This window comes from Mesorhizobium sp. WSM4808, from assembly GCF_055811675.1.
In genome coordinates, this window is the sequence record NZ_JBVVQX010000012.1 from 33,007 (window position 1) to 44,949 (window position 11,943).

Sequence of the window (11,943 nt, forward strand, 5' to 3'; positions counted from 1 at the left end):
CCTCCCCTGCATGCCCTTTAGACCAAAGCGGCCCGGCGCAGGACCTGCCTTGCGCGCTCGATGACAGGTCGATCCACCATCTCGCCATTCACCAGGCTGGCTTCGCCTGATGAGGCCGCGCCAATGATGTCGCGTGCCCATGTGATGTCATTATCGCTCGGGCGAAAGCCATTGCGAATCGGCTCGATCTGCCTCGGATGGATGGCCATCTTGCCGCCAAAACCCATCTTCATGGCGTGGCGGGCGTCATCCTCGGTGATTTCGGGACTGTTCAGGTCGGTCGTTACGCCGTCGATCGGCGCGGCACGGCCAGCCGCGCGCGAGCGCCAGACGATTTCGTTGCGGGCCGCAAGCAAGGTCAGTCGATCATGCGCGCAACCGAGATCGAGCGAGAAGTCGACCGAGCCGAAGGCGACGGCAACGACGTTGGTCATGGCCAATATGTCCGGCAAGTTGGCGAGACCGACGGCGCTCTCGACCAGCGCGATGACGGAAACGCTGCGTGCCATGTGCCTGGCCATATCGGCAATGTCTTCCGGATGTTCGGCCTTGGGCAGCATGACGGAGACGCCGTCGAGGCGCCGCACGGCGTCGATGTCCGCTTCGTGCCAGGGCGTGCCGGCGGCGTTGATGCGGACCACGACCGCGGATTTCAGCGTGGCCGCATTGGCGAGAACCGCTTCGCGAGCGCGGTCCTTGTCGCCAGGGGCGACGGCATCCTCGAGGTCGAGAATGACCGCGTCCGCGCCGCTGCTGTCGGCCTTGTCAAACCGTTCCGGCCGCGAGCCCGGCACGAAGAGCGGTACGACAGGCGTGACGAAGCTCACCATTGCGCCGTGGCTTTCACTGTTGCATGGCCGTCGGCCGACCGCAGCTCGAGAGCCATGCCGTCCTGGCCTGGGGATGTTGCGCTCAGAAGCAGGCGCTGTGGGCCGCTCGCCGGATGGACGCCGCGGAATGAGAAACGGCGCGGCGACTGACCGACAATGGCGGCGGCGAAGTTCATCAGCAGCGTCGCCTGCAGCGGGCCATGGATGACGAGCCCGGGATAGTGCTCGACCCCCGTGGCATAGGGCGTGTCGTAGTGGATGCGGTGCCCGTTGAACGTCAGCGCGGAATATCGAAAGAGCAGCACGGGATCGATGTCGATCGTGCGCTCGTGCGATGCGGCCAGGGGCGAATTGGCCGGCGGGGCAGGGGACGCAGCAGCGGCTTCGGCGCGGCGATAGACGATGATCTGGTCCTCCTCGATGACCGGACCGGATTCGTTGGCAATGTCGTGCCGGACCGTGACGAAGGTGAGCGGGCCGGTGCGGCCCTGCTTCTCCTCGATGGCGGCCAATGTCGAGCGGCGGCGGATGCGGTCGCCAGAGCGGATCGGCGCCATGAAACGCACGTCGCTGGCAGCCCACATGCGACGCGGAAGCGGCACCGGCGGCAGGAAGCCGCCTTTGGCCGGGTGCCCGTCAGGTCCGAGTTCTCGCATGGCGGCAATGTCGGGCGCCAGGCACCAATGCAGTCCGGGCGCGGCCGCGCCCTCGGCAGTCTGCGCCGCGTGGTCCCCAAGCGTGGCGCCAAAGCTGGCCAGCAGGCGCGGGGTCACAACATCCTCGACCTCGTGCGTGCGTCCAACCCATTCCTGCAGTGTGCTTGTGTCCAGGCTCATGAGGTCCTCGTCAGGCGGCGAATTCGGACCGGATCCGGTCCGTATCGGCGCCAAGCGCGGGGACGCTTGGAACCGTTGCAAATCCCTCCGGCCGCCCTGCCGGCTTGGGTACTGCGATGCGCTTGCCGTCCGGCAGTGCCACCTCCGTCCGGCGGAGCGCCTTGTGGTGCGGCAGGTCGCGCATTGCACTCACCCGGCCCCAGGCGATCTGCGCCTCGTCGAGACGGTCTATGGCCTCGTCGCAGTCGATTGCCGCGAAGATCGGTTCGATCTCGGCGTCGAGCGCCGTGCGGTTGGCAACCCGCCAGGTATTGGTGGCGAAGCGTTCGTCGGCGAACAGATCCTGCCTTTGCAGCACGAGCGTGCAGAAGCGCTTCCATTCATTGTTCTGCTGGATGGACACGACCACGCTGCCATCCCGACAGGCATAAGGTCGATACGGGTAGATCGAAGCGTGCGCCAGGCCATATCTCTGCGTCTCGCGGCCCGCATATTCGTAGTGCAGCAGCGGCACGGTCATCCAATCGGCCATGGCGTCGAACATGGCAACCTCGACAATGCGGCCGCGCCCGGTCTTCTGGCGCGCCAACAAGGCTTCGAGGATCGCTGCATAGGCATTCATGCCGGTGGCGATATCGGCGGCGGAAACCCCGATCTTACTCGGCGTGTCCGCTGTGCCGGTGACGGCGCAGATGCCGCTTTCCGCCTGCACCAGCATGTCGTAGGCGCGCATGGCCGCATAGGGCGTGTCCTGTCCGTAACCGACGATGTTGATGGCGATCAGCCGAGGAAACTCTTTCGCAATTGTATCGGCCGAGAGGCCGAGCCTGTCGATGGCGCCCGGCACGAGATTCTGCACGAGGACGTCGGCGCGAGCGACCATCCGGTGCAGGAGAGCCAGGTCGTGCTTAGTCTTCAGGTCGAGCACCGCGCTCTCCTTGCCGCGGTTGAGCCAGACGAAGTAAGCCGACATGCCTTCCACTGCGGAATCGTAGTGACGCGCGGTTTCGCCTTCCGGGCGCTCGATCTTCACGACGCGTGCGCCGGCATCGGCAAGGCGGACCGTGCAGAGCGGAGCGGCGACGGCCTGCTCGATCGAAACGACAAACAGGCCCTCCAGCGGGCGGGCGTCAGACATTGCGCTGCACTCCCGAGCGCGCCAGCACGCCAGGCTTCAGCCGCTCGTTCTTGCCGTAGTCCTCGGCTGCGTGGAAGAACAGATGCGGCGTGCCATCAATGTCCTCGAGCCTCTTGCGGTAGGCGTCCAGATAGGCCTTGCGGCCATCGTCGCCGACGCGGCCCGGCATGTAGGCGACGAAGGGCGGCAGCACGTCGAAGCCGGAATAGCGCAGCAGACCATTGTGGATCGGCCACAGCACCGTGAGGATGTCGCCGTCGATGCCATCGGGCGCGTAGGTGTCGGCCGACGTGCCCGTGGTGGCGGCCACCATGGCGAGCTTTCCCCTGAACATGCCGGTGTCGTATTTGCGGCCCGGCAGATAGGCGAAACCGCGCGCGAAGACGCGATCGGCCCAGCCCTTGAGCATTGCTGGCATTCCGAACCACCAGACCGGGAACTGGAACAGCACGAAGTCCGCCCGCTTCACCTTTTCGATCTCTGCACTGATATCGGCCGACAGTGCGCCGGCCTCGTAGGCGGCGGTCTGTTCGCGCGGCAGGCTGAAGAAGTCCGGATCGTTACGCTCGCCCGATACGTCGCCCGGCCCTGCGACAGGATTGAAGCCCATCGCATAGAGGTCGCTGACGACTACATCGTGGCCTGCGCGGGTCAAGGTTTCCACGGCCAGATCCTTCATGGCGCCGTTGAAGGATTTTGCTTCCGGGTGTGCATAGACGATGAGGACGTTCACGGACGACTCCTAGTAGGAACGCGGCAGTCCAAGCACGTGCTCGGAAAGGTATGACAGGATGAGGTTGGTCGAGATCGGCGCGACCTGATAGAGACGCGTCTCGCGGAACTTGCGCTCGACATCGTACTCTTCCGCGAAACCGAACCCGCCATAAGTCTGGATGCAGACATTGGCGGCTTCGTTCGAAGCGTCGGCCGCCAGCATCTTGGCCATGTTCGCTTCGGATCCGGGGTTCTTGCCGGCCTCGTAGAGGTTCAGCGCCTCGCGCACCATCAGTTCGGCCGCGCGCATGTTGGCGTAGGCCCTTGCGATCGGAAACTGGATGCCCTGGTTCTGGCCGATCGCCCGGCCAAACACATGCCGCTCCTTTGCGTAGGTGCTTGCCTTTTCGATGAACCATTTCGCGTCGCCGACGCATTCGGCTGATATCAGGATGCGCTCGGCGTTCATGCCCGAGAGGATGTAGCGGAATCCCTTCCCCTCTTCGCCGATCAGGTTTTCGGCGGGTACGCGCAGATCGTCGAAGAAGACCTCGGTGGTGGCATGGTTCATCATGGTGCGGATCGGCCGGATTGTGAGGCCGTTGCCGACGGCTTCGCGCATGTCGACGATGAGGACGGAGAGGCCGTCGGTCTTTTTCATGCCGTCCTTCAGCGGCGTGGTCCGCGCCAGCAGCAGCATCAGATCCGAATGCTCGGCGCGGCTGGTCCAGATCTTCTGGCCCTTGACCACGAAATGATCGCCGTCGAGGCGAGCAGTGGTCTTGAGCGCCCCCGTGTCGGTCCCGCTGGTCGGTTCCGTGACGCCGAATGCCTGCAGGCGCAGTTCTCCCGTGGAGATCTTTGGTAGGTATCGCTGCTTCTGCGCTTCCGAGCCGTGGCGAAGAAGCGTGCCCATCGTGTACATCTGGGCATGGCAGGCGCCGCCATTGCAGCCGGCGCGCTGAATTTCCTCCAGCACGGCAGCGGCGGCCGAAAGCGGCAGGCCCGAGCCACCATATGCCTCCGGGATCAGGATCGAGAGCCAACCGGCCTGCGTCAACGCTGCGACGAAGTCGCCGGGATAGGCCATGTCCCTGTCGAGTGCGCGCCAGTATTCTCCGGGAAAGCGCGTGCACAGCCTGGCGACGGCATCGCGAATGTCCTGATAGGCTTCCATGAGGTTTGTCCGGGTTTTCGTCTTGCTGCGGGCCTCACTATCGCGCCTCCATGCCCTGTCAGCAATGCAGAGCGGACGTGAGCAGATATAACGCAATTCGAATGCTTATGGTGGAGGGCCGAGAAGTTGGCCGACCCAGACGGCCCGCCCGACAAGATCCTTGGCGATGTCCTCTATCGCTTGTCCGGCAAACCGCGCCAGCCGCGAGGCAGGCCGGTCCGCCGGGTAGGCAAGGATCAGGCGGCGCACGGGCACCGGATCGATCAATGGCGCGGCGGTGAGCAGCCCGGCAGTCACGTCGGCATGGATGGGAGCGAGCGGCAGGATCGTCCAGCCATGGCCGTTGCGCACCAGGTCCTTCAGCGCCGAATAGGAGTCCGCTTCGATGCCGACATCGAGCGTGATGCCGGCATCCGTGGCGCAGCGTTCGACGATGATGCGCAGCCCGTGCTTGATGCTGGGCAGCAGCAGGCGCTTGCCGGCGAGCGAGGCGAACGATACGGCGCGCACAGTTGAAAATCCCGCATCCGGCGGTCCGATCAGGAAGAGGTTTTCCAGGAGCAGCGGGCGCGAGCGCAGCGAACGCGCCATGCGCGGGTCATAGAGCACCGCGACGTCCACCTCGCCGCGGTGCATCCAGTCCAGCAGATAGCCGGTGTAGGCGCTGACAAGTCTGAGCTTCGCCTTGGGATGGGCCTTGCCGAAGGCGGCCGCCAGCGGCAGCGAAATAATGTCGGCAACGGTGGGCGGCAGGCCGATGGCCACTTCGCCGGTCAGCGGCGCATCGGCGGGCGTGGCCGTGGCGCGGATCTCGTCGATCTCGGCCATCACGCGCATGGCGTGCGCCAGCACCTCCTTGCCCTGCTCGGACAGCACCATGCCGCGTCCATGGCGCAGGAAAAGGGCAAAGCCCAATTCCTCCTCCAGCATGCGCACCTGCCGGCTGAGCGCCGGCTGCGCAATGTGCAGCCGGTCGGCGGCCTTGCTGAGGCTGCCGAGTTCGGCGACGTGGATGAGGGTGCGTAGCTGCGATAACTCCATGAGCTATCGAATACCATTATATCTGATCACGAGAAAGAGACGAAGATTGCATCGGTCAAGCGCGCTAGTCTAATGCCAGTCCAATATCTCGGAGATGCAAGGTGACGGCGAGCATACAAGCAAAACCTCCGGAAGCAGCAGCGCTTGCCGCCGCTCCGACCGTGTCTGAAAGGCAGTGGCCGGATCAGGTCTATGAGGTGCTCAAGGCTGCCGGCATCAGCCACATGTCCTATGTGCCGGATGCCGGTCATACCACATTGATCCGCCTTTTCAGTGAGGATCCCGAAGTCGTCACCAATGTGCTGACGACGGAGGAGGAGGGCATCGCCATCGCAGCAGGCTCCTGGCTCGGTGGCAAGCGGAGCGTCGTGCTCATGCAATCCTCCGGTGTCGGCAATTGCATCAACATGCTGTCGCTTCCCGTGCAGGCGCGCTTCCCCTTGCTCGTCCTGGTGACGATGCGGGGCGAATGGGCCGAGTTCAACCCGTGGCAGGTGCCGATGGGGCAGGCGACGGAGGCGTCGCTGAAGGCGATAGGGCTCAGGGTGCTGCGCGCCGAAACCGGTCCCGACCTGGTGGAGACGGTGGCGCAGGCAGCCTTGATGGCCTTCGACGCCGACCAGCAGATTGCCGTGCTGATCGGGCAGCGGCTGCTCGGCAAGAAGAAGTGGTGAGCGACATGAATTTACCGACGATGGACCGCCGGGTTGCGGTGAAGAAGCTGCTTGACGCCCGCGACGGAGCCCTGGTCGTGACCGGTCTAGGCTCGCCGAGCTACGACGTGCATGCTGCCGGTGACCGCAACGACAACTATTATCTGTGGGGCGCCATGGGGGGTGCTGCGCTGATCGGCCTCGGGCTTGCCCAAGCCCAACCCGACAAGCGGGTCATGGTGATCACCGGAGATGGCGAACAGCTGATGGCGTTCGGTTCGCTGGCGACGATCTCGGTGGCGCGGCCGAAAAATCTCGACCTGATCGTGCTCGACAATCAGCATTTCGGCGAGACCGGCATGCAGTCCAGCCATACCGGCAAGGGCATTGGTTTCGACAAGGTCGCGGCCGCTTGCGGTTTTTCGAAGACCGCCGAGCTGCGTACGCTGGAGGAGGTCGACATGCTCTGTGGAGAACTTCGGCGCCCGGCCGACGGTCCGCGCCTTTTCGTGCTGAAAATCACCGCCGAGAACCTGCCGCGCTCGCTGCCGCCGCGCGACGCGGTCGAGGTCAAGAACCGCTTTCGCGCCCATCTGGGCTTTGCCACCTGTTGAGGACCGATATGGCGCTGGTCAGTTTCCAGAACACGGTCGGCGGTCGGTTGCAATCGACAGCCGATACATTCGAGAGCCATGATCCGTTCACCGGCAGGCCCTGGGCGCTGATCCCGCGTGGAGGAGCGAGCCAGGTGGACGCCGCCGTGGCGTCCGCGAAGGCAGCATTCCGGTCGAAGGAATGGGCCGGCATCACGCCGACCGCGCGGGGCAAGCTGCTCGTGCGGCTGGCCGATCTGATCGCCGAGAACGCAGATCGTATTGCCGCCATCGAGACGCGCGACAATGGCAAGCTGCTCACCGAAATGACGGCACAGCTGCGCTATATCCCGGAATGGTTCCGCTATTTCGGCGGTCTTGCCGACAAGATCGAAGGGTCGGTGCTGCCGATCGACAAGGCTGGCATGTTCGCTTTCACCCGCCACGAGCCGCTGGGTGTCATTGCAGCGATCGTGCCCTGGAATTCGCCGCTTTTACTCCTGACATGGAAGCTCGCGCCGCTGCTGGCGGCAGGCAACACTGTCGTCATCAAGCCGTCGGAACACGCCTCGGCCTCGACGCTGGAGTTCGTGAAACTGTTTGCGCGGGCAGGCTTCCCGCCCGGCGTGGTCAACACCGTTACCGGCATGCCGCTTGATGTCGGCGCGCCACTCGTCTCTCATCCCGACGTCGCCAAGATCGCCTTCACCGGTGGTGAGCCTGGCGGGATCGCGGTCTATCGGGCGGCTGCCGAACAGCTAAAAGTCGTCACGCTGGAGCTCGGCGGCAAATCGGCCAACATCGTCTTCGACGACGCCGATATCGAGAGCGCGGTCAACGGCGCGATCTCAGGCATCTTCGCGGCCAGCGGCCAGACCTGCATCGCGGGTTCGCGGCTGCTGGTGCATCGCAAAATCCACGACCGGTTCGTGGTAGGCGTCATAACGCTGGCGGCCAGCGCTCGATTGGGCAATCCGGCGCTGCAAGAGACGCAGGTCGGGCCGATCACCACGCAAGCCCAGCGCGAGAAGGTGCTGTCCTATCTCGGCATCGCGCGCCGCGAGGGTGCGCTTTGCGTGCTGGGCGGCGGCAAGCCGGCCTCGGGTGAACTGGCCGAGGGCTGGTTCGTCGAGCCCACCATCTTCACCGGCGTGAACAACACCATGCGGATCGCGCGTGAGGAGGTGTTCGGGCCGATCCTGTCCGTCATCCCCTTTGACGACGAGGACGAGGCCTTCGCCATTGCCAATGACAGCCCCTATGGGCTGGCGGCGGGAATATGGACCAGCGACATGGGCAGGGCGCTGCGCGGCGCGGCCGCGATGGAAGCGGGGATGGTCTGGATCAACTCATACCGTGCCGTCTCCTACATGGCGCCCTTCGGCGGCTACAAGAGGAGCGGTATCGGGCGCGAAAGCGGGCAGGATGCCATCAATTCCTATCTGCAGACCAAGACGGTGTGGATAGACACCGCCGGCAAGACCGCCAATCCCTTCGTTATCCGCTAGGCTAGGCTTCGGTGGGAGAAACCCCATTCCTAGCCAAGCTCGGCCCATGCTCCCTGAGACGGTGGCCGACTTACAAATGATCGAAGGATTGGACATGAGACAGGCAGGCAAGGTGGCGGTTGTCACAGGCGCGGCGCGCGGCATCGGACGCGCTTGCGCGGAACGCTTTTTGGCCGAAGGCGCGAAGCTCGTGCTCGGCGACATCGATGCCGTGGAGTTAAAAAAATGTGCCGCTGAAATCGGTACCACCGACAGCGTCCTGGCGGTCGTCACGGATGTCAGCAAGAAGGACCAGGTCGATGGGCTGATTGCAGCGGCGGTGGCGAAGTTCGGCCGTGTCGACATCATGGTCAACAATGCCGGCATCGCTCCGGTCCAGGACTTTCTCGACATCACAGAGGCGGACTACGACAGGGTTCTCGCCGTCAATCTCAAAGGTGCGTTCATGGGCACCCAGGCCGCAGCCCGCCAGATGATCGCGCAAGGTGGAGGCGGCGTCATCATCAACATGTCGTCGATCAATTCGGGCCTCGCCAACCCACGTGTCGCCACCTACGCGATCTCCAAGGGCGGCATGAACCAGGTCACCAGCACCGCGGCCGTCGCCTTCGCCCCCCACGGCATCCGCGTGGTCGGTGTCGGGCCGGGCACCATCGCCACGGACATGGTCATGGACGGGACATTCATCGACTCGGAAGAAATGCGACGGGCGGTCCTTTCGCGGACACCTCTCGGGCGCCTCGGCACGGCAGCCGAGATCGCCTCGGTCGTGGCATTCCTAGCCAGCGACGACGCTTCCTACATCACCGGCGAGACGATCTACCCCGACGGGGGGCGCCGCGTTCTGAACTATACGGTCCCGATCAAGGAGTGAGAAGAATGGGGAGTGACGACATGGGCAATTTCGACAAGCTGCATCACATCTGCATCGTCGTGCACGATATCGACAAGGCGCAGGCCTATTATGACTCCATCGGCATCGGGCCATGGGAGTCCTATCCGCCGCTGGCCGAATACGAAGAACTCCAGGTCCCAAGCCCCGAGGGTTTCAAGGCGATGCAATACCGGATTTGCAACTTGCCGAACGTTCAGCTGCAGCTGTGCGAGCCGAACGGCGATCCTTCACCGCAGCGGATTCATCTCGACAGCAAGGGTGAAGGCGTCTTCCATATCGGCTTTGAGGTTCGCGATGCGGATGCAGCCGAGGCCAAGGCGCAGGACGACGGGCTTCCCGTGCTGATGCGCGGGCGCCGGGAAAACCGCACCGGCTTCACCTATTACGATACGGCCGACAAGGCGGGCGTGATCCTGCTGACGAGGGCGACCAATCTGCCCGGCAAATGATCTTCGCGCGAAGGATTGGGGCTGGACAAGGAGACGGGGCGACTGATCAGCTGCCCCGCAATTCCTCAAGCCGGTCGACCAGGAATTTGCCGCTGGTGATGATATGCATTTCCAAAAGGCCGACGGCGCGCAGCGTATCTTTGGCTTCGCATAGGTCGATGAGCTGCCAGTGGTCGCGGTCGGACTGGGCCTGGATCTCGGTGAGCGTCACCATCATGCGCGTGTAGCGTTCCAGCTGCTGATAGATGCGCCCGACCAGTTCGATCGTCGCCTTGCGGCCGGACGGCGCGTAGAGCGCGGCGTGGAAGTTCCAGTTGAGCTGGTTCGAATACTCGCCGGTCTTGCCCTGCTCCTGGTGCTGCTTTGCGCGCTCGCGGGCCAGCGCGAGGTCGGCCTCCGTCATCCTTGGAATGGCGAGGGCCAGTAGCCATGTTTCGATCCGGGCCCGCAATTCGTAGAGCTCGAGGATCTCGTCCAGGGAAATGGAGGTGACGACGGCGCCCTTGTGGGAAACCAGCGTGACGAAGCCTTCCGAATGAAGCTGATGCAGCGCCTCTCGCACCGGAATTCGGCTGACGCCGAACTCGGTGGCCAGATGCTCCTGCCGCAACTGAAAGTTGGCCTCGTATTCGCCGATCAGGATCTTCTGCCTGATGGCATCGGCGACCTGGGTCGAGATGGTTTTCTTCTGTACGAGCATGAATCAGCCTGAGGCGGCCGCCGTGTTTGTTGACTGGCGCCGTGTTGATTGAAGAAGTGGACGCATAGCACCGTTGTCACCGCGATGCCATGTCGCCCGTTTCGCTTCAGTAGACATGTTCCTCGATAGGTTGATTGCCAGCGATCCGTTCGTAGCGGAAGGCCGACAGGTCGACAGAGCGGTACTCGCCATAGGCAATGAGATCACTGACGCCCGACCCGGTCGCCGCTGCATGCATCATGCCGTGGCCGCTGAAGCCGGTGGCCAGGACAAAGTTCGAAACCTCGGGATGCCGGCCGATGATACCGCTGTGGTCGAAGGTGTTGTATTCGTAGAGCCCCGCCCAGGCGCGCAACATCCGCAATTGCTCAAACCCGGGCACACGATGGGCGAGCGCCGGCCAGATCAACTCGTCGAACAGGTCGTAATCCACATCCAGTTCAAAATCGTCCGGCTCGTTCTCGCGCACCGGCGGAATACCGCACAGGAAGAGCTGGCCTTCCGGCCGCAGCCAGAAGCCGCTCGTGTCGAAGACGAAGGGGCAGTTTTCGATCCTTGCCGGCGTTTCGAAGACGAAGACGCAGCGCTTGCTCGGGACAACCGGCAGTTCGGCGCCGGCCATCTTGGCGATGCCCGCGCTCCACGGTCCGGCCGCGTTGATCACCGTGCCGGCGGCAAGCCGGTCGCCATTGTCGAGCACCACTTCGCCGACCTTTTGGGGAGACGCCATGGTCAGTCCGGTCACCGTCGCGGCAAGATAGTCCACGCCCTGCGTGCGCGCCTTGCGGCGAAAGGCCTGCATCAGGCCGGGGCCGTCGAACCAGCCTTCGCTGCCAAGGCCGAGCGAGCCAAGGGCGAGATCGTCCGTGTTGAGCCACGGGAAGCGTCGTGCCAGATCAACCTGCTCGATCAGTTCGGCGTCGACGCCCATGCCGCGCTGAACGCGGTTCTTGGCACGCTGCGCGTCTGCCCGCTCGGGTGTCGCCAGCACGAGGTAACCGGGCTCATGCAGGCCGATGTCGGCCAACTCGTCGCCGATGGCAAGCCGCGTCTTTACCTGGCGCAGGAAGTCGATGCTGAACTTCGACATGGCAATGTTGGGCGCCGTGCCGAACTGCTGGCGGATGGCGCTGGTCGACAAGGAAGACGAGGAGGCCGTGTAGTAGGGGTCCCGCTCGATCACCGCAATACTGCCATCGAAATCCGGATTGGCTGACAGGAAATAGGCGATCGAGCTGCCGACAACGCCGCCGCCGACGATCACCACATCATAGTTTGTGCCCATTCCAATCGTGTTCCCTATCTCGAATGTCATACGCGGCGATGAAGGATTGGATACTTTCCTCTATCGACCCACCACTGGAATGAGACATAACCCGGTCTTCGATGCAGAAAAAGGGGTTTGACGC

13 protein-coding genes are annotated in these 11,943 nt (G+C 63.8%); 5 read left to right on the plus strand and 8 right to left on the minus strand.

From position 1 onward, the window contains the following. Window positions 1-17 precede the first annotated feature (17 nt). The 6 genes from AC0L2U_RS21295 to AC0L2U_RS21320 form a co-directional block, all read right to left on the minus strand. Window positions 18-830 (minus strand): HpcH/HpaI aldolase/citrate lyase family protein, encoded by an 813-nt coding sequence (locus tag AC0L2U_RS21295; RefSeq protein ID WP_473602631.1) that lies wholly within the window; start codon window positions 828-830, stop codon window positions 18-20. Then, window positions 824-1,666 carry an HTD2 family dehydratase gene (locus AC0L2U_RS21300; protein WP_473602633.1) on the minus strand — a complete coding sequence of 281 codons (843 nt, stop codon included), beginning with the start codon at window positions 1,664-1,666 and terminating at the stop codon, window positions 824-826. The genes AC0L2U_RS21295 and AC0L2U_RS21300 overlap by 7 nt, the downstream gene beginning before the upstream one ends. A gap of 10 nt (window positions 1,667-1,676) precedes the next feature. Continuing rightward, window positions 1,677-2,804 carry a CaiB/BaiF CoA transferase family protein gene (locus tag AC0L2U_RS21305; RefSeq protein WP_473602634.1) on the minus strand — a complete coding sequence of 376 codons (1,128 nt, stop codon included), beginning with the start codon at window positions 2,802-2,804 and terminating at the stop codon, window positions 1,677-1,679. Then, window positions 2,797-3,537, minus strand: coding sequence for an NAD(P)H-dependent oxidoreductase (locus tag AC0L2U_RS21310; RefSeq protein ID WP_127318279.1), 741 nt, complete (start codon window positions 3,535-3,537; stop codon window positions 2,797-2,799). Before AC0L2U_RS21310 ends, AC0L2U_RS21305 begins: the two co-directional genes overlap by 8 nt. Before the next feature lie 9 nt (window positions 3,538-3,546). After that, window positions 3,547-4,695, minus strand: a complete 1,149-nt coding sequence (locus tag AC0L2U_RS21315) for an acyl-CoA dehydrogenase family protein (RefSeq protein WP_127809635.1) — start codon at window positions 4,693-4,695, stop codon at window positions 3,547-3,549. Between the two features lie 105 nt (window positions 4,696-4,800). After that, entirely contained in the window at window positions 4,801-5,736 is a 936-nt protein-coding gene (locus AC0L2U_RS21320; RefSeq protein WP_127267891.1) for a LysR family transcriptional regulator, read from the minus strand. Window positions 5,737-5,897: 161 nt separating this feature from the next. Between AC0L2U_RS21320 and AC0L2U_RS21325 the strand changes: the two genes are divergently transcribed. From AC0L2U_RS21325 to AC0L2U_RS21345, 5 genes are all read left to right on the plus strand, one after another. Continuing rightward, window positions 5,898-6,410, plus strand: coding sequence for a thiamine pyrophosphate-binding protein (locus AC0L2U_RS21325; RefSeq protein ID WP_164748823.1), 513 nt, complete (start codon window positions 5,898-5,900; stop codon window positions 6,408-6,410). Between the two features lie 5 nt (window positions 6,411-6,415). Continuing rightward, window positions 6,416-7,003, plus strand: coding sequence for a thiamine pyrophosphate-dependent enzyme (locus AC0L2U_RS21330; protein WP_127269711.1), 588 nt, complete (start codon window positions 6,416-6,418; stop codon window positions 7,001-7,003). A gap of 8 nt (window positions 7,004-7,011) precedes the next feature. Continuing rightward, window positions 7,012-8,490, plus strand: a complete 1,479-nt coding sequence (locus AC0L2U_RS21335) for an aldehyde dehydrogenase (RefSeq protein ID WP_473602635.1) — start codon at window positions 7,012-7,014, stop codon at window positions 8,488-8,490. A 94-nt stretch (window positions 8,491-8,584) separates the two neighbouring features. Further along, window positions 8,585-9,364 (plus strand): SDR family NAD(P)-dependent oxidoreductase, encoded by a 780-nt coding sequence (locus AC0L2U_RS21340; protein ID WP_024503240.1) that lies wholly within the window; start codon window positions 8,585-8,587, stop codon window positions 9,362-9,364. A gap of 5 nt (window positions 9,365-9,369) precedes the next feature. Continuing rightward, window positions 9,370-9,834 carry a VOC family protein gene (locus AC0L2U_RS21345; protein ID WP_245463670.1) on the plus strand — a complete coding sequence of 155 codons (465 nt, stop codon included), beginning with the start codon at window positions 9,370-9,372 and terminating at the stop codon, window positions 9,832-9,834. Between the two features lie 46 nt (window positions 9,835-9,880). Here AC0L2U_RS21345 and AC0L2U_RS21350 read toward each other — a convergent pair whose 3' ends face one another. Together AC0L2U_RS21350 and AC0L2U_RS21355 are read right to left on the minus strand one after the other, a co-directional pair. Beyond that, window positions 9,881-10,534 (minus strand): GntR family transcriptional regulator, encoded by a 654-nt coding sequence (locus AC0L2U_RS21350; RefSeq protein WP_023809526.1) that lies wholly within the window; start codon window positions 10,532-10,534, stop codon window positions 9,881-9,883. Window positions 10,535-10,640: 106 nt separating this feature from the next. After that, window positions 10,641-11,819, minus strand: a complete 1,179-nt coding sequence (locus tag AC0L2U_RS21355) for an NAD(P)/FAD-dependent oxidoreductase (protein WP_127809637.1) — start codon at window positions 11,817-11,819, stop codon at window positions 10,641-10,643. Window positions 11,820-11,943: the final 124 nt, after the last annotated feature.

Bases quoted from the DNA above. Each gene is read 5' to 3' on its own strand.
- AC0L2U_RS21350 (WP_023809526.1), bottom strand. From the start codon at position 10,534: ATGCTCGTACAGAAGAAAACCATCTCGACCCAGGTCGCCGATGCCATC.
- AC0L2U_RS21330 (WP_127269711.1), top strand. From the start codon at position 6,416: ATGAATTTACCGACGATGGACCGCCGGGTTGCGGTGAAGAAGCTGCTT.
- AC0L2U_RS21305 (WP_473602634.1), bottom strand. From the start codon at position 2,804: ATGTCTGACGCCCGCCCGCTGGAGGGCCTGTTTGTCGTTTCGATCGAG.
- AC0L2U_RS21355 (WP_127809637.1), bottom strand. From the start codon at position 11,819: ATGGGCACAAACTATGATGTGGTGATCGTCGGCGGCGGCGTTGTCGGC.
- AC0L2U_RS21300 (WP_473602633.1), bottom strand. From the start codon at position 1,666: ATGAGCCTGGACACAAGCACACTGCAGGAATGGGTTGGACGCACGCAC.
- AC0L2U_RS21345 (WP_245463670.1), top strand. From the start codon at position 9,370: ATGGGGAGTGACGACATGGGCAATTTCGACAAGCTGCATCACATCTGC.
- AC0L2U_RS21335 (WP_473602635.1), top strand. From the start codon at position 7,012: ATGGCGCTGGTCAGTTTCCAGAACACGGTCGGCGGTCGGTTGCAATCG.
- AC0L2U_RS21295 (WP_473602631.1), bottom strand. From the start codon at position 830: ATGGTGAGCTTCGTCACGCCTGTCGTACCGCTCTTCGTGCCGGGCTCG.
- AC0L2U_RS21315 (WP_127809635.1), bottom strand. From the start codon at position 4,695: ATGGAAGCCTATCAGGACATTCGCGATGCCGTCGCCAGGCTGTGCACG.
- AC0L2U_RS21320 (WP_127267891.1), bottom strand. From the start codon at position 5,736: ATGGAGTTATCGCAGCTACGCACCCTCATCCACGTCGCCGAACTCGGC.
- AC0L2U_RS21340 (WP_024503240.1), top strand. From the start codon at position 8,585: ATGAGACAGGCAGGCAAGGTGGCGGTTGTCACAGGCGCGGCGCGCGGC.